At 39.9% G+C, this 20545-nt stretch carries 22 protein-coding genes and 2 pseudogenes; 19 read left to right on the top strand and 5 right to left on the bottom strand.

All coding sequences use genetic code 11. The annotated features are described in order from the left end of the window. The first annotated feature begins 49 nt into the window (after positions 1–49). From RUMTOR_RS09090 to guaA, 12 genes and pseudogenes are all read left to right on the top strand, one after another. Complete coding sequence (locus RUMTOR_RS09090) at positions 50–625, top strand: GNAT family N-acetyltransferase (RefSeq protein WP_044998186.1); 576 nt, start codon at positions 50–52, stop codon at positions 623–625. Continuing rightward, a complete protein-coding gene (locus RUMTOR_RS09095) occupies positions 622–1671 on the top strand; it encodes an ABC transporter permease (protein WP_004847321.1) in 1050 nt (349 codons plus the stop codon). The genes RUMTOR_RS09090 and RUMTOR_RS09095 overlap by 4 nt, the downstream gene beginning before the upstream one ends. A 98-nt stretch (positions 1672–1769) precedes the next feature. Continuing rightward, positions 1770–2057, top strand: a complete 288-nt coding sequence (locus RUMTOR_RS13035; protein WP_004847323.1) for a hypothetical protein — start codon at positions 1770–1772, stop codon at positions 2055–2057. A 78-nt stretch (positions 2058–2135) separates the two neighbouring features. Next, positions 2136–2312 (top strand): hypothetical protein, encoded by a 177-nt coding sequence (locus RUMTOR_RS13175; protein ID WP_167528108.1) that lies wholly within the window; start codon positions 2136–2138, stop codon positions 2310–2312. A gap of 111 nt (positions 2313–2423) precedes the next feature. After that, positions 2424–3197 carry a sce7726 family protein gene (locus RUMTOR_RS09105; RefSeq protein ID WP_242647703.1) on the top strand — a complete coding sequence of 258 codons (774 nt, stop codon included), beginning with the start codon at positions 2424–2426 and terminating at the stop codon, positions 3195–3197. Between the two features lie 87 nt (positions 3198–3284). Continuing rightward, complete coding sequence (locus RUMTOR_RS09110) at positions 3285–4217, top strand: sce7725 family protein (RefSeq protein ID WP_004847330.1); 933 nt, start codon at positions 3285–3287, stop codon at positions 4215–4217. A gap of 2 nt (positions 4218–4219) precedes the next feature. Then, the gene (locus tag RUMTOR_RS09115; RefSeq protein ID WP_004847332.1) at positions 4220–5302 is read left to right on the top strand and encodes an RES family NAD+ phosphorylase; all 1083 of its coding nucleotides are present in this window, start codon (positions 4220–4222) and stop codon (positions 5300–5302) included. A 129-nt stretch (positions 5303–5431) separates the two neighbouring features. Then, positions 5432–7015: a recombinase family protein gene (locus tag RUMTOR_RS09120; protein ID WP_004847334.1), complete on the top strand. Its 1584-nt coding sequence runs from the start codon at positions 5432–5434 to the stop codon at positions 7013–7015. Next, positions 7002–7160 (top strand): annotated as a pseudogene (locus RUMTOR_RS12745) (sporulation transcriptional regulator SpoIIID); the annotation flags it as partial. The gene RUMTOR_RS09120 and the pseudogene RUMTOR_RS12745, both read left to right, overlap by 14 nt. A 115-nt stretch (positions 7161–7275) precedes the next feature. Further along, entirely contained in the window at positions 7276–8826 is a 1551-nt protein-coding gene (locus RUMTOR_RS09125) for a response regulator transcription factor (RefSeq protein WP_004847336.1), read from the top strand. A 184-nt stretch (positions 8827–9010) separates the two neighbouring features. Further along, on the top strand, positions 9011–9238 hold the full coding sequence (locus tag RUMTOR_RS09130) for an HPr family phosphocarrier protein (protein WP_004847338.1): 228 nt from the start codon (positions 9011–9013) through the stop codon (positions 9236–9238). A 264-nt stretch (positions 9239–9502) separates the two neighbouring features. After that, positions 9503–11050 (top strand): glutamine-hydrolyzing GMP synthase, encoded by a 1548-nt coding sequence (gene guaA, locus RUMTOR_RS09135; protein ID WP_009320664.1) that lies wholly within the window; start codon positions 9503–9505, stop codon positions 11048–11050. Between the two features lie 225 nt (positions 11051–11275). Here guaA and RUMTOR_RS09140 read toward each other — a convergent pair whose 3' ends face one another. Then, the gene (locus tag RUMTOR_RS09140) at positions 11276–11809 is read right to left on the bottom strand and encodes a helix-turn-helix domain-containing protein (protein WP_035125020.1); all 534 of its coding nucleotides are present in this window, start codon (positions 11807–11809) and stop codon (positions 11276–11278) included. A 180-nt stretch (positions 11810–11989) separates the two neighbouring features. Here RUMTOR_RS09140 and RUMTOR_RS09145 point away from each other — a divergent pair, with 180 nt between their 5' ends. The 7 genes and pseudogenes from RUMTOR_RS09145 (at position 11990) to RUMTOR_RS09175 (ending at position 17209) form a co-directional block, all read left to right on the top strand. Continuing rightward, positions 11990–12178, top strand: coding sequence for a hypothetical protein (locus RUMTOR_RS09145; RefSeq protein ID WP_004847343.1), 189 nt, complete (start codon positions 11990–11992; stop codon positions 12176–12178). After that, on the top strand, positions 12178–13269 hold the full coding sequence (locus RUMTOR_RS09150) for a site-specific integrase (RefSeq protein ID WP_004847345.1): 1092 nt from the start codon (positions 12178–12180) through the stop codon (positions 13267–13269). Before RUMTOR_RS09145 ends, RUMTOR_RS09150 begins: the two co-directional genes overlap by 1 nt. After that, positions 13259–13594, top strand: a complete 336-nt coding sequence (locus RUMTOR_RS09155; protein WP_004847346.1) for a plasmid mobilization protein — start codon at positions 13259–13261, stop codon at positions 13592–13594. Before RUMTOR_RS09150 ends, RUMTOR_RS09155 begins: the two co-directional genes overlap by 11 nt. Continuing rightward, positions 13584–14726, top strand: coding sequence for a helicase RepA family protein (locus RUMTOR_RS09160; protein WP_004847349.1), 1143 nt, complete (start codon positions 13584–13586; stop codon positions 14724–14726). The genes RUMTOR_RS09155 and RUMTOR_RS09160 overlap by 11 nt, the downstream gene beginning before the upstream one ends. A 97-nt stretch (positions 14727–14823) precedes the next feature. Continuing rightward, positions 14824–15099 (top strand): hypothetical protein, encoded by a 276-nt coding sequence (locus tag RUMTOR_RS09165; RefSeq protein ID WP_004847351.1) that lies wholly within the window; start codon positions 14824–14826, stop codon positions 15097–15099. A 277-nt stretch (positions 15100–15376) separates the two neighbouring features. Further along, positions 15377–16807, top strand: coding sequence for a MobA/MobL family protein (locus tag RUMTOR_RS09170; protein WP_004847354.1), 1431 nt, complete (start codon positions 15377–15379; stop codon positions 16805–16807). A gap of 17 nt (positions 16808–16824) precedes the next feature. Further along, positions 16825–17209: pseudogene (locus RUMTOR_RS09175) on the top strand (TnpV protein). Positions 17210–17454: 245 nt separating this feature from the next. Here the strand turns inward: RUMTOR_RS09175 and hcp are convergent. The 4 genes from hcp to RUMTOR_RS09195 all read right to left on the bottom strand — a co-directional run bounded on the left by hcp (position 17455) and on the right by RUMTOR_RS09195 (position 20456). Continuing rightward, positions 17455–19095 (bottom strand): hydroxylamine reductase, encoded by a 1641-nt coding sequence (hcp, locus tag RUMTOR_RS09180; RefSeq protein ID WP_004847357.1) that lies wholly within the window; start codon positions 19093–19095, stop codon positions 17455–17457. A 79-nt stretch (positions 19096–19174) separates the two neighbouring features. Then, positions 19175–19366 (bottom strand): ferredoxin, encoded by a 192-nt coding sequence (locus RUMTOR_RS09185; protein ID WP_004847359.1) that lies wholly within the window; start codon positions 19364–19366, stop codon positions 19175–19177. Between the two features lie 33 nt (positions 19367–19399). Then, positions 19400–19732 (bottom strand): cupin domain-containing protein, encoded by a 333-nt coding sequence (locus tag RUMTOR_RS09190; protein WP_009242442.1) that lies wholly within the window; start codon positions 19730–19732, stop codon positions 19400–19402. A gap of 13 nt (positions 19733–19745) precedes the next feature. Continuing rightward, positions 19746–20456 (bottom strand): ATP-binding protein, encoded by a 711-nt coding sequence (locus RUMTOR_RS09195; RefSeq protein WP_004847363.1) that lies wholly within the window; start codon positions 20454–20456, stop codon positions 19746–19748. Positions 20457–20545: the final 89 nt, after the last annotated feature.

Here is a 20545-nt window from a genome sequence, read left to right on the forward strand (position 1 = left end):
CATGATGAAAAGAAGAAAATCAATGATAAAGCGCAGAAAGGAGATCGGGATGGAGTTTATATGTGCCGAGGAGAAACAGTGGAAAGAGATAAAAACAATTTATATGGAAGCATTTCCGAAGCGGGAGAGAAAACCATATTTTGCACTGCGGCATTCCGTAAAAACGAAAAAAGCGGTTGTTATGGCAGCAACCGAAGGTGAACAGGTGTTGGGATTTATCGTCCTTATTCCATATAAAGATATGGTAATGGCAGATTATCTGGCAGTGTCATCTAAAGTTCGCAGCAGAGGAACCGGAAGTTATATTATGCAGAATGTGTGCAGGCAGTACAAAGATAAAAAAATTGTTCTTCTGATCGAGCGCCTTGATGATAAGGCAGAGAACAAAGAACAGAGGATTGCCCGCAGAAAATTTTATTTGAAAAACAGATTTACGTCGTCTGATATTTTTATAACGGGAGCAAGCGGGGAAATGGAGATTATGAATTTCGGAGAAAAGGTTTCGGAAGAAGCGTATATAGATCTGCAGAAATATGCGCTTGGAACGGTGATGTTCAGATTGTCCAAGATCAAAGTGGCAGAGAAAACGCCGCATAAGAAAAGAGAGGAGGCTGACCAGGGATGAAAACAATATTTTCAAAAGTAAAGTTAAGGCCGGGTCAGATCGTTCAGTTGTTTTTGCTTGTATTGCTGTCGGCAGTAGGGCAGATGCTTTTACCGTCGTTTTTGGCACAGATGATCAGCCATGGCGTGGCGGAAGGAGAAAACCGTATTGTCTGGATGTATGCCGTGATCATGGCGGGAGTAACATTGTTTTCCTGCGTGATCAGTTTTCTCTCTGTTAAGATTGCATCTTATATTTCTACAGATTTTGCGGCACAGCTTAGAACTCAGGTCTTTTCTAAAGTGCAGGAGTTCTCGGCGGCAGAGATGGATCGGTTCGGAACAGCGAGTCTTGTCACAAGAAGCACTTCGGATATTACGAATGTACAGAACTTTTTGACATTGCTGCTTAGAGTCGGATTGCTTGCGCCTATGATGGCTGCGGCAGGACTAGTGTTTTCCGCAGCTACGGGAGGAGAAGTCAGTTCGGTTCTTCTTGTCGCGATACCGGTTCTTCTGACTGTATTGACGATCATCATGGTACTGGCATCGAAGTATTCGATCCGTCTGAGAAAAAAGCTCGATCAGATCAACAGATTGTTTTTGGAATCGTTGGAAGGAGTACGCGTGATCCGCGCGTTTAATAAGCAGAAGACAGAAAATGCACGTTTTGAAGAGGCAAATGAAGATTATGCGATGACGGCAATGGCAGCAGGGCGGATCACAAGCCTTCTGATACCCGCTATCAGTGTGATCTTCGGAGTGACGACGGCGGCTGTATTGGGCATGGGCGCATATTATGTAAGTACAGGCGCTATGGAAGTAGGTTCTTTAGTGGCAAACAGCCAGTATATCAGTATGGTACTTACATCTGTGATGATGCTGTCTCTTGTCATTATGATGTTTCCTACAAGTTATGCATGGTTGAATGATCATGAGGATCAGAAAGTATGCTCTTTGATGATCTTTAAGGAAGCGTTGGATAATCCTTATGTGAAGCCGAAGAAAAGTGATACAGATCGTATCTGTGAGATCATGAATACGTTGATCCAGGGATGGGAGCCATGACCGACTGCCAGGTTTAAGGATTATGGCACACAGCGTTCGTGGGTCTGTGTAAACAACCGTTGTAAACGAGACGATAAAAACTCAAAAGATGAAACTGAATGGCAGACAATCAGCGAGGAAGAAGCAAAGCAGATGGAACTTCCATTTGGCTAAAACGGTCTGGCAGGTTTACAGTAGTTGACGTTTTGTTTGCAGAATCAAGGCTTTTTTATCAATACTTTTCAAGGTTTGTAAACCATAAACAGATAAATAGAAGTGATTTTGTATTAGATAAGAAAACTGAAAATATTGTAACAAATGAAATTAATAGGAGCTTGTTTACAGAGGTCGTTTACAAGGGATTTCCCTTTGACCGGCTCCTACTTGAAGTTGAGGGAGGATTTTAATTTATAGGACTATTTCAAAGAAGATTTTCATAGGATTGGACAAAGGCAAAAAGAGAAGAAGGAGGTGGATGCTCCGCTGTGAAAAAACGTAAGTTAAATTATCGGTTTCATAATCCAAATACGGCGGAAGTAACCGCCGATATTCTACTTAAGGTCATGATTGAAGCTAATGCGGATAAAGTTGAGAAGGCGATTCGGGAAGCTGCAGGGCAGCTTTCTGATGAGGAGGAATGTGATGTGGGGCACTCGGCGTAGAAGATACGTTGGGTGTCCTAATTTTGATTTTTTAATTTTTGTAAGAAAAGAATGGCTATAGAGAACTTAATTTGATATAATATTTTAATAACTAAGATGGAGGTGAGAAGTATGGAAAAGAATAAGCTGAATATTTTAAATAAGTTTTTCTCACGAAATACTTTTCGCCATTGTTATGAAGATGGATACGATAAGGTATACGGGCAAGTAATTAGACGCTATGTTGACAATGGAGTTGGAAAAACTAATTTAGAATTGGTAAGTGAAGTTTATAATGTTTTAAAAGATGAATATAGAAATGAATATTATTATAAAAATACATTGTTGAACAAATTATTGTTAGGTGTACATAGCATAAATACGACAACAGCATTGACAGAAATTCCAATTGCAAAATCAAAAGCGGATTTCGTTTTGATTAATGGTAAAGCGGTTGTATATGAAATTAAAACAGAATTAGACAATTTTGATAGACTGGAAAGCCAAATTAGTGATTATTATAAAGCTTTTGACCATGTAGCAGTTGTTACTTGTATAGAAAATGTACCAGTGTTACAAAAGAAGATAGAAGTAATAGGAAAGCCAGTAGGGATATATGTTTTACAGAAACGAGGAACTATAAAAACGATACAGAAACCGGAGATATATAGGGATTCGTTGGATACCAGTATTTTGTTCAAAATTTTAAGAAAGCAAGAATATGAAGAGATAGTTTTGAAAAAATACGGTTATTTACCTGTGGTATCAGCTTTTGAATATTATTCAGAGTGTAAAAAAATGTTCTTAGAAATACCATTAGAAGAAGCATACTTATCAGTTTTGAAGTTATTAAAGAAAAGAGCAAAAATTGTTAAAGAGGATTATAAAAAATACCTTATGAATTAAAGTTTTTGGCTTATTTTATGGATCTTAAATCTGAAGACTATAAAAAGATTATGAGTTTTTTAAGTGAATCATACGGAGGTGTATAGAATGTACTTTCCATATTTGCGCGGTAGGCAATTTGAATTGATTGCTTTGCGAGAATTATTAGAAGGTGAAAGAATTGGAGAAAATGTAATACCAATCATAGAACCTGTAAAACCATCTTCAACATTATTGAAGACATTAGAAAGTTATGCCAACAAAAATAGAGAAATTGCTGTCGTATTTAATCCGGCAGTTGGTGATTTTTGGATAAAATTAAAGGAAATGCGAAATGGAGATTCTAAAATTGCCAATGAATTATATGAGTTGTTAACCAATAATGATAAAATCATTAAATCATATATTATGAATTCTAAAATCGCAGATGAACTCAGAAATGATGAGGCTAAAAGTGAAAAATTAATAATTAATTTAAATCGAGATTGTTTAGATGGTTTTTTGAAAGCATATGAAGACTCATTGCCACGGTATACATTGATTCCTGACGATCGTGCTTTTAGAAGAGTTATTCCTGATTCTAAAGTTCTTTTTGAAGACAATTTTAATAAACAGTCAAGGAACATTGATTATTTAGATAATTTGGATGAATTTTTTTCAGATAGTCATTTGTATTATCAAAATGAAAATTATACAGGATTTGCGGATTATTCTGTGGTGGGAGAAGAATTTAACGAGTCTGGATTTGCACCGGTTGCAGTAGCTATTCATATCGTTTATTTTGATAAAAAGCAAGAATTAAGAATACACCACTTTGTCTCTGATTCTAATGAAGGAATCGAAGACCCAGGTGGAAAATTTGGTGAAGCTTTAGAAAAGCTTGTATATTGGTGTGATGAAAATAACATACAGAATACATTAGGCTTGCAAGGATTTTATGATTGTTATAACTCTGGAAAATATCCAGGCTTGGGAACTGTGAAGAAATATTCAATCATGCACCATATTGAATTGATTAGTAATTTCTTGGGAGGAAAGTAATAATGCAAATTGGATTAGAATGCTTTATGGATGAGCAACTCAGTTCAATGATTGCAAGCGAAGCCCGTTATGGAGATTGCGAAATCCAACAGAAAACAAATTGTATCATATATGACACGGAAGAAGACCATTACTTGGAAGAATATTTAGAAGAAATAATGGATGCATTTACTGTCGCAAAACATTTGCGAGTAGATGAATCTGACATTAGAGCAGATTACATAAAGAATTTTTTGGCAAGATGGAATGTTTTTTCTGTTGATGAGGATAGTCTTCAACGAATAATCAAAGCTATTTGTAGTGAAAGGTATCAGGATGAACCAGAGTTATTTGATGAAAAAGTAACTATAAGAGAATTTTTTTCAGCGGATGAAATGGAGCGACAATGTATATTGAAAACATACAGTTGGGATGACTTTTGTTACAATATTAAACATGTTAATAGATTTCATTCTCAGCAGGTCAATTTTAAACAATTGAGAAATTTGTTGGAAAATATGGTTGTAGATATTCCGAAAGGTACTTTGAAATTATTCCGTTCAAGAATTTGCGATGAAGATAATTATCTTACAGGATACACAAACAAGAAAATGGGTGTACCGCCTATAAACTTAACAACAGCTGGTCGAACCAATTCAGAAGGTGTTCAATGCTTATACTTAGCTGGAGATGAAGAAACGACTTTTCACGAAGTAAGGGCAAGAGATAATGACCATGTGTCAGTTGGCGAATTCCATCAAGTAAAGGATTTGAAGATTGTGGATTTGAGTTTGTTTGATAGAATAGGACCATTCTCTGTTCCGGATTTTGATATGACGTGGTTTGCAATTAATATTGAGATTATAAGAAAAATTGGAAATGAAGTCGCAAAGCCGATGAGAAGATTTGATCGTGCGTTGGATTATGTTCCGACACAGTATATTTGCGATTACATCAAACATTTAGGATATGATGGGATAAAATATAAAAGTACGCTGGTTAAAGGTGGTACTAATTATGCTATTTTCAATGAAAAGAAATTTGAATGTGTTGGAGTAAAGGTTGCACAAATTGGCAGTATACATTATGATTGGAGTTCATTATAGAAAAATCGAGGACTTGTTTTGATAAGGAATCATACAAGTACCTCGATTTTCTATGTTTACAATTAGATGTTACGTGATATAATAAAGTTGTAACGGAACGATATCTATATAACAGAAAGGTTGATATATATGAACATTGCAGCATATTGTCGTGTTTCTACCGACACAGCCGATCAGCTTAACAGTCTTGAAGCTCAAAAAGAGTTTTTCTCTGAATATACAAAACAAACTGGTGATACCTTAGTAAGATTATATGCAGACGAGGGTATTTCTGGAACTAAAATTAAAAATCGTAAGGAATTTCTTCGTATGATGGCAGATGCGGAAAAAGGCATGTTTGATATGCTTGTGGTAAAAGATATTTCCCGTTTTGCCAGAAATACTGTAGATTTACTGCAGAATATCCGCAAATTAAAGGCACTTGGCATCGAAACGCAGTTCCTTACAGCTAACATGACAAGTATGGGTAACAGCGAATTTGTCCTTACTATTTTTGGGGCTCTTGCCCAAGAAGAAAGTGCCAATACTTCTAAGCGTGTGAAGTTCGGTAAGAAGATGAACGCTGAAAAAGGACGAGTTCCGAATATCGTGTATGGTTACGACAAAACGATTGGAGATTATTTTAATCTTGAAATCAATCAGGGTGAAGCAGAAGTTGTAAAACAGATTTACAAATGGTACACCGAAGAGGGGTATGGTGCGTTAAAGATTGCAAATATGTTGAATGAAAAAGGTTTTAAAACAAAACGTAACTGCAAGTGGAGTCAGAATGCAATCTGCCGTATTTTAACAAATGAGATTTATACAGGAAAGATTATCAATGGAAAGCAGGAAGTGAGTGATTTCCTGACGGGACAGAGAAAAGACAAAGACGAAACAGAATGGTTTGTAGTGGAACGTCCTGAAATTCGAATCATCGAGGATGAAACTTTTGAACTGGCACAGGAAATTTTGCACAGCAGACATGACACATTTAATATAACTCATGAACGTCAAAGCAATAAACATTTATTCTCTACATTAATTAAATGTAAAGAGTGTGGTTGGTCTTTCCGAAGAACAGTACGCACTTATAAGAATACCTATGTACGCTGGGTATGCTCAGGGCGTAATGGACAAGGTGCCGACAGTTGCCCAAACAAAACAACAGTTGATGAAGAAGAACTAATTGAAGTTCTTCAGGAGTATTTTGCAAATGTATTGAAACAGAAGAAAAAAGTAATCAATCACGTGGTAAATGAATTTCAGCGTGTCTACAAAGCAAAAGATGAAAATCTAGAATATGAAAAAGAACTGACCAGTCAGCTTAATAAACTAAAAAAATCTCGTGAGAAGTATATGGATATGTATACGGATGATTTAATTTCTCGTGAGGAATTGAATGAGAAAATTGGTGGGATGCGTAAAGAGATTGAACGATTGGAAAACGAATTGAAGATGGTATCATATCATTTGACGAAGGGTGAGCAACTGGAAGCAATTTTAAATAACACATTTAAAACAATTGAAGATATCACAGATGTACGCCAGATGACAAATGTGCAGTTGAAAAAACTGATTCAGAAGATAGAAGTGGATAAAGGTGGAAATGTAGACATTTATCTGCGTCTGCTGGGGGATTTGGGGCTGGATGAGACTATCCTGATACCAGATGCTTCTGAATGCAACGACAGTAATAATATAACAGTTCCAAATTGTAACAACCGCACATAAAGATGTAACCGAACGACTCATACAGATCAACCCGGCTTTAGCAAAAGAGGCGCGAAAGGTATTGGATACGAATAAGTCAGAACGTCATATTCGGGGAGGGATGGCTACGCGGGAAAAATATTTGCACAAAATGTTATCTGAATAGAAGTGAAAGTTCTTTACAAATCGAGTCAGAGCCGAATATACTAGAAAGATACAGTAAGGTACGAATTAGCAGTAAGAGATAAACGCGAAGGTTTATATTTAGGCGGAGGTGACGAATGAGGATCGTAATAGTTGACAGCGAAGAGACATCCAGAGAAGTCATTAAACAAGCTATAAACACAGTGGTTGAGACACATAAAATAAAATCAGGGTGCAAAATTGTCGGGGAAGCGGCAGACGGACGGAAAGGGTGTGAGATAATCGTGAAAGAACGCCCGGATCTTATTATCATGGATCTTGAACTGCCGGGGAAAAACGGTTTGCCACTTTTGAAAAAGATACGGTCTGAGCAAATTCACAGCAGAGTGCTTGTAATTACAAAAGATAATGATTTTGACAGGACAAGACAGGCAATTAGTTTTGGAGTGGACGAATATTTGCTGAAACCGGTGAAAAAAGTGCAAATTGCAAAAGCGCTGCAGATGATTGAGGACAAGTTGGCGGGAGAACTTGTGATAGAAACAGCTCTTTCCGTAGAAAATATTTTTATGGCATGTTTAAACGGACAGATCCACAGAGATGAGATTGTTGACGGAATTACACACGAAAAGTATGGATTTACGCTTGCCGATCGCGGAAACCTGTTTGTGGTATGGCTTGGAAACGGCTATATGGAGCAGAGGGAGATGACGCAAAAAATATTAGAAAAACTTGGACAGAATCAAGAATTTTCGGTTTGTGTGCTTCCTATTGATGAATGGCATCTTTTTACTGTGATCATATATGGACCGGAGAAAAAAACAATACGGTATCCTTTTTTCAAAAATGAGGTAGTGTCACGATTAAGCGGAATGATCCGAGGGGAACTGGTCTGTTTGTGGGAGGATGTGCAGCATTTAGAAATGTTGAATGTATCACTTAAAAATCTACGGATGATACGGGAGTGGAATCTTTTCTTTGACAGAGGAGATCTGATCAGACGCGAGGATGTAGAATCTATGGAAATCGTTCCTCTTAAATATCCGGCAGAACTGGAGAACAGGCTGCGCCGGTCGGCAGTTATTTCCAATCGAAAAGAAATCATAAAGTGTTATTATACGTTGTATGATCTGTGTAAACGCGACCCGCATAGTCCGAGTCAGATAAAAGAAGTTTTGATTCGTTTTAACATGGCTGTTTTGAACGCATATAAGCTGAAAAGAGAAATTCATTCGGAACTGCAGGTGCAAAAAAGCATGCAGGATATTGCGAAGGCGATGAGTTGGGGAGAAATTCGCGCCGCGGTAGAATTATTTTTCAGGACACTGAATTTTCAGGCAGAGGAAGAAAACGAAAATGCCGATTTAAGTCCGCTGATTCAAAAAGCGCTGCAGATGGTAAAAAAGGAATACGATCAGGGGATTACCTTGGAAGAAATGGCAGATAAATTATTTGTATCAGAAGAATATTTGAGCAGTCAGTTTAAAAAAGAAATCGGGGTAGGCTTTAAAGAAATGGTTCGTACATTACAAATAGAACGAATCAAAGAACTGCTTACCAACACGAAACTGAAATTGAATCAGATTGCGGAATTGGCAGGATATTCAGATGCAAAATACATGAGCAGAGTATTCAAAGATGAAGTGGGCGTACTGCCAAGTGAATTCCGTAAATCGGCGCATTGCTGATACGATAAATGCATTAAAAAAGTACTCTTTTATAAAGAAATTCACCCTTTTAACTTTGGAAAAATATGATAATATGAGGTCTGGAAATTACAGATGATTGTTTTTAGGGAAAAATAGAAAGAAAATATTCTAAAAATATAAAAACAATTAAATTTCGCATAAATATTCAAAGGAGAGGTGAAAAATGAGTGAAATGAAGATTACATTCAAGCATCCTGATGAGATTCTTGATTTTGTAAACACGGTCTCCAAGTATGAATTTGACATGGATATGAAAAAAGGACATGTAGTCGTAGATGCAAAGTCATTACTTGGAATTATGCATCTTGGTATTAATAATGAAATTGCTTTGCAGATGTACACAGATGACTGTGAAGAACTTTGCAGAGAAATTGCAAAATATGCAGCATAAGAAATTTTATGTTTAAAGAGATGTGTATGAAAGGTTGTCCGAATCTTGAAATTACAATCTTGCAAATAAAACATGAATAGAACTTGAATTAAAACCGAATTAAAACCGAAACGATGGAAACTACAAAATAGTTGAGAATAATAAATTCCTGACGTATAATAAAATACGTTGGGAATTTTTGTTGCACTTGTAAAAACGGAAACGCCCAACTATAATGAGTACATAAAAAGCGGTTATCATGCCGTGTTAAACAGGAGGACAATCTTGAAGAATGAACTTGTGATCGTGCTTGATTTCGGCGGACAGTATAACCAGCTTGTTGCCAGGCGCGTAAGAGAATGTAATGTATACTGCGAGATCTATTCTTACAAAACAGATATTGAAAAGATCAAAGCAATGAATCCGAAGGGAATCATCCTGACAGGAGGACCGAATAGCTGCTATCTGCCGGATTCACCTACCTATACAGAGGAATTATTTAAACTGGGCATTCCGGTACTTGGCTTGTGCTACGGTGCACAGCTTATGATGCATGTTCTTGGCGGGGAAGTGAAGAAAGCAGATGTGAGAGAATATGGAAAAACAGAGGTTTTGATTGATAAAACTTCTTCAAAGATTTTTGATAATGTTTCACCATCTACAATTTGCTGGATGAGTCATTTCGATTACATTTCCCGAATTGCTCCGGGATTTGAAATATCCGCACACACGGCAGACTGTCCTGTAGCTGCCGCAGAAAATGCAGAAGAGAAGCTTTATGCAATTCAGTTTCATCCGGAAGTGCTTCATACGGTAGAAGGAACGAAGATGATCAATAATTTCGTGAAAAATGTGTGCGGCTGTACCGGAGATTGGAAGATGGATGCGTTTGTAGAAAGCACGATTGAAGCAATCCGCGCAAAAGTCGGAGACGGAAAAGTGCTGTGCGCTCTTTCGGGAGGCGTAGATTCTTCTGTTGCTGCAGTTATGTTGTCAAAAGCAATCGGAAAGCAGCTTACTTGCGTATTTGTCGATCATGGTTTGCTGAGAAAAGATGAAGGCGATGAAGTTGAAGCCGTTTTCGGACCGGAAGGACCGTATGACCTCAATTTTATTCGTGTCAATGCTCAGGAAAGATTTTATGCAAAATTAAAAGGTGTGGAAGAGCCGGAAGAAAAACGTAAAATTATCGGTGAAGAATTTATACGTGTATTTGAAGAAGAAGCAAAGAAGATAGGTGCAGTTGATTTTCTTGTGCAAGGAACAATCTATCCGGATGTAGTAGAAAGCGGTCTTGGAGGCGAGTCTGCGGTTATTAAGTCGCATCATAATGTAGGCGGCTTGCCGGATTATGTTGATTTTAAAGAAATTATAGAACCGTTGCGAGATCTTTTCAAAGATGAAGTGAGAAAAGCCGGATTAGAATTAGGAATTCCGGAATATCTTGTGTTCCGTCAGCCATTCCCCGGTCCGGGACTTGGTATCCGCATCATCGGAGAAGTGAACGCTGAAAAAGTGAAAATCGTGCAGGATGCGGATGCCATCTACCGTGAGGAAATCGCAAATGCAGGATTAGATAGAAGTATCGGCCAGTATTTCGCGGGGCTTACAAACATGAGAAGCGTCGGTGTTATGGGCGATGAGAGAACTTATGATTATGCTATTGCACTCAGAGCGGTGAATACAGTTGATTTTATGACTGCGGAAGCAGCAGAGATTCCGTATGAAGTGCTTAATAAGGTAATGAGCAGAATTATCAATGAAGTTAGAGGCGTGAATAGAGTTATGTATGATCTGACAAGTAAGCCGCCGGGAACGATTGAGTTCGAATAAGTTGGAGTATCAAAGAAACCCAGTATTTATGCGGGGTTGCGGCACTTCAAGAAGTCTTTTGATAACAAATTGATAACAGTTGCATAAGAGCCATTATTCTTGTAATCCAATGGTTTTGCGGTTAAAGAATGATTGACAGGTGGTTGTGCAACAAATAAATCCATATTATAAACTAAGCCCTTAGCTGTGGGTATGAAACTCATGGCTAAGGGTTTTTTGTCGTCTTTATTTATCTGGTTTGAGTTGGTCTTTGAACATTTCAACCAAAGCGTCACTAAGTTCCTGTGAGGGTACTTTTGCCCATCTCTGTGTGGTATCGAACTTCGGATAGTGGTAACGCCAGTTATCGTATTCTTCCCTGCTGATTTCTTCGGAAGATAACTTGTCCGCCTGCTCTTTCCAAGCATAGAGCATTTTTAGTAGTTCGTGGGCGTTTTTTCCTTTTTCCTTGTTGACTTTCAGACAGATTTCTCCGTCTGCTTCGCTGACAGTCAGACCATACAGATCTTCAAGGGTAAACAAAGTGTGCATCAGTCCGATATAGCTGTCAATGTCAGGTACATCGAGGGCATGAGGGGAAACATCAAGTGCCTGTGCCAATGCAGCAGTAAGTTCCGCCTTCGGTTTTCTTGTTCCTGTTTCATATTGAGCTAAACGTACATCAGCACTTCGTTCAGGAAAACCGACAATCGTACCAAGATATTTTTGTGTCATTCCACGCAGAATGCGGAAAAAATGTATTCTTTCTCCAATAGCCATCATCATCGCTCCTTGTATATGTAGTGTAATCAGTATAGCAGATATGTTTAGGAGAAGTCAAGATAATACAAAACAAAAAAGTTTAATATTTTTCAAAAAACCGCTTGACACAAGCAAATATGCTTAGTATAATGAATTCGAAATTAAGCAAATAAGTTTAGAAAAGAAGGAGGGCAATCTATGGATAACAAATTTATTCGTGCCGGAGAAGTGGCACAGGAACTAAGCGTATCAAAGCCTTATGCCTATAAGTTAATTCGACAGTTGAATGAGGAATTGAAAGAAAAGGGCTTTATTACGATTGCGGGGCGTGTGAACCGCCAGTATTTCTATGAAAGGCTCTACGGAGCAGGAAAGGAGGAAAAATAATGCCGGTATTTAAGAATGAGGACAATGGAACATGGTATGTGATGGCAAGGTATGTGAACTGGAAAGGCGAGCGTAGGCAGAAATGTAAACGTGGTTTTGCTACCAAGAAAGAAGCACAGGAATGGGAGCGGATGTTCCAGTTACAGAATGCTTCTGACCTTGATATGAGTTTTGAAGCCTTTACCGAATTGTATATCCGGGATGTGAAAACACGTCTGAAGGAGAACACATGGCTGACAAAGGAGCATATCATCCGCACGAAGATACTTCCGTATTTCGGAAAGTTAAGGATTAGCGAGATTTCCACAAAAGAGATTATCACATGGCAGAATGAACTGCTTGCCTATCGGGATGAGAAGAAAAAGCCATACTCACAGACCTATCTAAAAACGCTGCACAATCAACTGTCAGCCATATTTAATCATGCGGTACGTTACTATGAGCTGCGTTCCAATCCTGCCGCAAAAGTAGGAAATATGGGAAGTGAGGAACACAAGGAAATGCTGTTTTGGACAAAAGAAGAATACAAGAAATTCTCTTTTGAAATGATGGACAAACCAGTTTCCTTTTACGCTTTTGAAATGCTCTATTGGTGCGGTATCCGAGAAGGAGAACTTCTTGCACTGACCGCAGCCGATTTCGATTTTGAGAAAGAAACCGTCAGAATCAATAAATCTTATCAGCGGCTACACGGAGAAGATGTGATTACCACACCGAAAACAAAGAAAAGCAACCGCATGATCAAAATGCCGAAGTTTCTTTGTGAGGAAATGCAGGAATATCTGAGTATGCTTTACGGATTAAAGAAGAAAGACCGTATCTTTACAGTCACAAAAAGTTATCTCCATCACGAGATGGACAGAGGGGCAAATGCCGCAGGGGTAAAGCGTATCCGCATTCACGATCTCCGTCACAGTCATATAAGTTTGCTCATTGATATGGGCTTTTCAGCGGTGGCGATTGCAGACCGTGTGGGGCATGAAAGCATTGACATCACTTACCAGTACGCTCATCTGTTCCCGTCAAAACAGACGGAAATGGCAGATAGATTAGATGATTTAGGGAAAGGAGAGGTTGAAAATGTCAGCTAAGAACAGGGATAACAAAAATCGTTGGAGAAACATTACGGTAGGGTTTCGGGTATCTCCCGAAGAAAATGAACTTATTAACAAGGCGGTTGCCTTATCGGGATTGCCAAAACAGGAATACTGTTACCGCCGCTGTTTGAATCAGGATGTGGTGGTACAGGGCAATCCGAGAGTGTATAAGGCACTCAAACTAGAACTTGATTCTGTCCTTACAGAGTTAAAAAGGATTGAAGCGGGAAACAGCGTGGATGAGGAACTGATGAATGTAATTGAACTGATTTCCATTATTCTTGGCGGTCTGAAAGGAGAGGATGAGAATGGAAAATAAAAAAGAAATGACTGCCCCGAATGTATCTGTTGGCGCAGATACGGAGCAGCCGATTCAAAAAATCGCTGAAAATAGTATATACGAGTATGAAGAAAATATCAAGAGTTTTGAGGAAATGCAAAGAGAAATGCAGTTGAGTTTAGACCCCTCTTATCTCAAAGCAGTTTCCATGAATGAACTGTTTGACACCCAGTATCAGAGCAAGCCGCCGTTAATTGACGGTCTGCTCTACCCCGGCACTTATATTTTTGCAGGTTCTCCTAAATTGGGAAAGAGTTTTCTGATGGCACAGCTTGCCTACCATGTCAGCACAGGCACACCACTTTGGAATTATACCACCCGAAAAGGAACGGTATTGTATCTTGCCCTTGAAGATGATTACCGTCGCTTGCAGGAACGTTTGTACCGGATGTTTGGAACAGAGAGTGCAGACAACCTTTTCTTCTCTGTTTCGGCTGGTCAGCTGGGAAAAGGATTGGATGAACAGCTTGCAAGGTTTGTGGCAGAGCATACGGACACGAAATTGATTATCATTGATACCCTTCAGAAAGTGCGTGAAGTTGGCGGAGATAATTATAGTTATGCAAACGATTATCAGATTATGGCAAGATTGAAAAGTTTTGCAGACGCCCACGGTCTTTGTATCCTGCTTGTACACCACACAAGGAAACAGACGGCGGATGATAAGTTTGATATGATTTCGGGGACAAGTGGACTGCTTGGTGCGGCAGACGGAGCGTTTCTCCTTCAGAAAGAAAAACGGACAGGCAATGCAGCAACTTTGGAAGTATCAGGCAGGGATCAGCAAGACCAAAAACTATACCTTGTCCGTAATACGGAAACTTTGTTGTGGGAGCTGCAAAGGGCAGAAACCGAATTGTGGAAAGAGCCGCCTGAACCTTTACTGGATGAGATTGCCGAACTTGTTATGAAGGACATTTCTTCTTGGGAAGGTTCAGCAACGGAACTGGTTTCTCTGATAAAGGTAGAAATTCAGCCCCACGTTATTACAAGAAAACTGAACATTCTTTCAGGGAGATTGTATGCAGAACATGGCATTTATTATAAGAACAACCGTACCCATGATGGAAGAAAAATACGGTTTTGGAAAGACGATACGGAAACAGCGTGACAGTTGGTGACAGTTGTGACGGTATTTTTGACAACGGGGGCAGTATTAAAATAACCGTCACAACTGTCACATACCGTCACAGAGAGGATGGGATACGATGAGAAATGTGCAAATATCACAGGAATTATTTATGCAGCTGCTCCGCTTTCATTTGATTGAAGATGAGAGTTGCGAGAAAGAAATTAAGAAGGAGTTGGAGAAAAAATTGGACAAGATGGTCATGCGTGACCTGTTTGGAAAATCAAAAACTGCACCGACAAAGGAAGAACGGGAACGGGCAAGAAAAGAATATCTGGACAGACGTGGAACTGACAAAAGCAGAGGAAAAAACTCTGATCTGGCTTGCCGGATGGGAAGAAAGTACCGTAGATAATCTGCTGTCAGTCATAGAAAAAGCAGCCCGGATACGGGCAGAGAAAAAGGGCGGATACGCCCATAAATCTAAGCATGAGTCCGAGAAGTAATCGGATTTTGTTAAACAAAAACAAGCCCTCGGCGTTTGAGAGCGAAATACACCCATCGCACAAACTTCGTTTATGCTCGGCGTATTTCGCCCTTGCAGGGGGCAAGCCGCCGATAGGCGGATAAGTTCGTAAACAGGTGCCTATGCACCTACTCACAGTAAAGCCGGCGCAAGCCGAGAAAGGAGGATGCTTATAGGCAGACATTCATTTATCAGACAAAGTAAGCTGTCCGATGTGGCAGGGCGTATTGATTATATTTCCAATCCCAAAAGGCAGGAACATCTCTATGCTACCTATCAGACGGAAGGGGCAACACCTGAGTTTTGGAAAAATCTTGCAAGAGAAAATCAGTTGGATTTTAAGGCGAGAGGAACGGCAGGGAAATGTATCGAAGGGCGTGAGTTTATTATTGCACTTCCCGAAAGTTTTGTTCAGTATAGGGCAGATGATGTGGTAAGACTTTTTACGGAAACTTTCCATAAAAGATATGGCGTGGAGTGCAGCGCAGCCCTTCATCACAACAAGACAAAGACGAATTATCATATTCATCTGGTATTCAGTGAACGGAAAATGTTGGAGCAGCCCGAAGTGAAGATTGCCACCCGAAATATGTTTTATGATGAGCAGGGAAAGCATAGACGCACGAAAAAAGAGATTTTAGACGTGCAGGGAAATATCCGAGCTGGGTGCAGTATTATCCCTAAAGGGGAAGTATATGAAAGTCATATCTTCACAAAAAAAGAGGAATGGTTTAAGAACAAAGCCTTTACCAAAGAAGTTAAAGAACTGTTTACCGATACGATTAACTGTTATGTAAAAGAAGAATCAGAAAAACTTTCTGTATTCCAACAGGGCGGTGTTTATCTGGCAATGAAGAAAATCGGAAAGAACAATCCGAAAGCGGAGGAGATAAAGGCAGACAATGCGGCAAGGCAGGAATGGAATCGGACAGTTGATGTGGCATTGGTTGAGGGTGTTCCTGAAGAAGATATTTTGAAGATTAAGCAGGAAAAAATCACAGACGAAACGCTGCAATCTATCAGGACACACGGTTGGCTGCCGGATATGTTCCGTCAGATTATCCGAGGAGCAAAAGACTTTTTACAGGAGGTGATTTTCAAATTTAAGCTGCCGCCAAGAACTGTGCCAAAGATTGACTTGCAGGAATGGAAGGATATGCAGAAGCTCATGTATGAATTACAGGGACAGTCAAGGGAGATAAAACGCACACAACAGGATATTTCTTCTTTGAAAAAGCAACTGTCAGAGTTACGAGGACTATTTAAAGGCAAAGAACGAAAATCTCTGGAAGGGAAAATTGAGCTGTTAGAGGATTTGGAAAAGCGTTTGCACAGGAGTATGGGGCGGATCGTAAAACGGGAAGGTTATCCCAATGTGCAATCCTTTCAGAAGGTTTATAACAAGGCAGAAGAACTGATTATGGAATACAATGAAGAACTGAGAGCGTGGAAAAATCAGACGAAACCGAAGAAAGAGAATCCGTTAGAACAGCCCCAAAAAGCGAGTGTACTGGAAAAATTGCACCGCTATCAGCAGGAAGGCAGGCAGCAACCGAAACGGTCAGTTAAGAAAAAATCTATGGATAGAGAACGATAAGAAAGGTGGAAACGATTATGAAGAAAACAATATTTGAAGAAATGGGCGGCATTTATATCAGACACGGGGATTATCTTATCCCCTGTCTTACCTTGCCGGAGGAAGAAGAACAGAGATTTATCGGTGTATGGGGACAAAGGCATAAACGCTATTTGAAAGAACATAAGAGAGCGGCTTATATTACTCTGCTTACAAGTGGCAGGCTGAATAGTTATCTTGCAGATATAGAAGAACAGGCACAAGAACGCTTTGAAAGGATTGTAGAGCAGATGAAACAGGCGCAGGGGGCAGGGGATTACAGAATAGTTAAAGGCAGATGATACCTTAAAATGGATAGGGAGAATGAGTAATATACAAACGTGTGCGAGGGAGATTGTGGATAATGAGATGATTTATCAATAAGAAAAGGTGTATGGTGGAAAGCAAGTCTGAAAACAAAATGATAATATTAGCTCGTATAGGCAGGATAATATGGATAAATCAAATAATCAAAAGAACTATAAACACGATAACGAATAATATATAAACAAAATTGATTAGGCGTTGTCAGATTCGAATAACAGACAGAAAACCTCGGATGCCCATTTTACAAGGGTTTCCGAGGTTTCTTTATGCCTGTTGGATCTATTTTTTTGACGGAGTATTATTTATGCGTTAATACCGAAAAACTTCTCCATATCCTCTTCCACGGTGCCAATTCCTGCAATGCCGAAGTTCTCGACCAAGACCTTTGCAACATTCGGGCTGAGAAATGCCGGAAGTGTAGGGCCAAGGTGGATATTCTTCACACCAAGATATAAAAGAGCCAGAAGAACGATAACAGCTTTTTGCTCGTACCATGCGATATTATAGATAATTGGCAGATCGTTAATATCGTCAAGCCCAAAGACCTCTTTGAGTTTCAAGGCGATTACAGCAAGGGAATAGGAATCATTGCATTGACCTGCATCCAGAATACGCGGGATGCCATTGATATCGCCTAAAGACAACTTGTTATATTTATATTTTGCACAACCGGCAGTAAGGATGACAGCGTCCTTCGGCAGAGCCTTAGCAAATTCTGTATAGTAGTCGCGGCTCTTTGCTCGACCATCACAGCCCGCCATAACCACAAACTTTTTGATTGCACCGCTTTTTACAGCTTCTACAACTTTATCTGCCAAAGCCAGAACCTGCGCATGGGCAAATCCGCCGATGATTTCACCGGTTTCGATTTCACTCGGAGCGACACATTTTTTTGCATGCTCAATAATCGCAGAAAAATTTTTTTGTTCGCCAATTTCTCCCGGAATATGTGTACATCCCGGATATCCCGCAGCGCCGGTAGTGTAAAGTCTGTTTTTGTAACTATCCTTAGGAGGAACAATGCAGTTGGTTGTCATTAGAATAGGACCGTTAAAGGATTCAAATTCTTCTTTTTGTTTCCACCAAGCATTCCCATAATTACCAACAAAGTTAGGATATTTTTTGAAAGCGGGATAATAATGAGCTGGCAACATCTCGGAATGCGTATACACATCCACTCCAGTTCCCTGTGTCTGTTCTAACAGCATTTCCAAATCGCGCAGGTCGTGGCCGGATACCAGAATGCCGGGGTTCTTTCTGACACCGATATTTACCTTTGTAATTTCGGGGTTTCCATAGCTGTCTGTGTTAGCCTTATCCAGCATTGCCATACCGGATACTCCGTATTTTCCTGTTTCCATTGTTAGAGCAATCAGATCTTCTACACTAAGGTTGTCATTCAGCGTGGCAGCCAGTGCTTTCTGAAGAAATGCGTCAACTTCATCGTTGTCCTTCAACAGCACATTTGCGTGCTTCGAGTAAGCGGAAAGTCCCTTCAAACCGTAGGTGATTAACTCGCGCAGAGAGCGAATATCCTCGTTTTCGGTAGAAAGAACACCGACAGTTCTGGCTTTTTCTTCCCAGTTTTCAGATCCGTTCCATTTTGCGGCTTCAGGCAGAACAGTCAGATTGGTAACTTGCTTTAGCAGAACTTCCTTTTCGGTCAGTGTAGCACGGATTCTTGATTCAATGCTCTCTTTATCAAAATTTGCGTTGGTAATGGTAGTGAACAGATTCAGAGTAATCAAGTGATTGATTTTGGCAGATACCTGCTTACCTTCCTGACGCAATGCAGTCGTAATAGCCGAAATTCCTTTTGTGACATAGACCAACAGATCCTGCATGGCCGCTACATCAGGTTTCTTTCCGCATACGCCGGACATGGTGCAGCCCTTGCACCCGGCGGTTTCCTGACACTGATAGCAAAACATTTTTTGTTCCATAATATACCTCCTAAAAACTATTAAAATTTGAAATAATGTGGTTTCTTCTCAATCAAAAAAGCATATAGACGCGTTTGAATTAATCTTCCCAGGCGATTGCAGACACAGGACACGAGTCGATGGCCTCCTGTACAGCACCTTGATTTTCAGCGTTTGCTGGTTGATACGCTTCCGCCTTTCCCTGCTCGTTCATACGGAAAACTTCGTCGCAGATCCCACAGCAAAGCCCACAGCCAATGCAGAGATCCTTATCTACTTTTGTTGCTTTCATAAAATCACCTTCCTTTGTCAATTTTGCGTTTGATTAAAATACAACTACTAAAAGCATCTTGAACGCTTCCTGCCCATATACCGCATGGGGATGGCCTGCTGGCATGACAATAGATTCTCCTTCGTGCAGCAGATATTCAACGCCATCAATCGTGATTTTTCCGATACCATCCAAGCAGGTGACGAAGGCGTCCCCACCCGATTCATGGGTGCTGATCTCTTCGCCCTTTGCGAATGAGAACAGGGTAATACTTACTGCCTGGTTTTGTGTCAAAGTTTTGCTGACAACCTGCCCCTCCTGATAAGAAATTTGTTCTCTCAGCGTCAGTACTTCTGATTGAGCAATGTTTTTCATTTTTTTACTCATAGTATCTCTCCTTTTATTCCCAAATTTTACCATCCAACGAAATCGTAACAATCTGCCAAGGAATGAATTTTCCGCTTGCCTGCAACGCTTTTTTGGCAGCTAATTCCAGTCCGCCGCAGCAGGGAACTTCCATGCGTACAACCGTCACACTTTGAATGTTGTTGTTTTGAATGATCTGCGTCAGCTTTTCGCTGTAGTCTATGCTGTCAAGCTTTGGACAGCCGATAATCGTAATTTTCCCACGCATGAAATCCTCGTGCATTCTGGCATAGGCGTATGCACTGCAATCCGCTGCAATTAACAATTTTGCGCCGTCAAAATATAGTGCATTAGTCGGTACCAGTTTGATTTGGCATGGCCATTGTCCCAACTGTGATTCTGTCTGTACCCGGGCAGAAGGAGTTGTTTCTTGTGAATGTTGAATACGCTGCATTCGACTGCCGGGGCAGCCTGTATGGGGAACAGCGGCATGATTGCTTTTCGCTTTTTTCCTCATATTTTCCTGCACAGCTTTTTCATCATAGGCGGCAGCTTCTCTCTCCACAAAGGAAATTGCACCTGTCGGGCAGGTTGGCAGACAATCTCCCAAACCATCACAATAATCATCTCGCAGAAGCGTTGCTTTGCCGTTTACCATGCCGATTGCACCCTCGTGACAAGCTTCGGCACACGCACCACATCCGTTACATTTTTCTTCATCTATTTGGATAATTCTTCGAATCATTTTATACCATCCTTTCTCTTGTCTTTCTGGGCATAGTATATTATAATTAAAAATAAAAATCTGTTGTTATAACAACGAAAGGGCAAAAA

Origin of the sequence: [Ruminococcus] torques ATCC 27756, assembly GCF_000153925.1 — a bacterium.
GTDB classification, from domain to species: Bacteria; Bacillota; Clostridia; order Lachnospirales; family Lachnospiraceae; genus Mediterraneibacter; species Mediterraneibacter torques.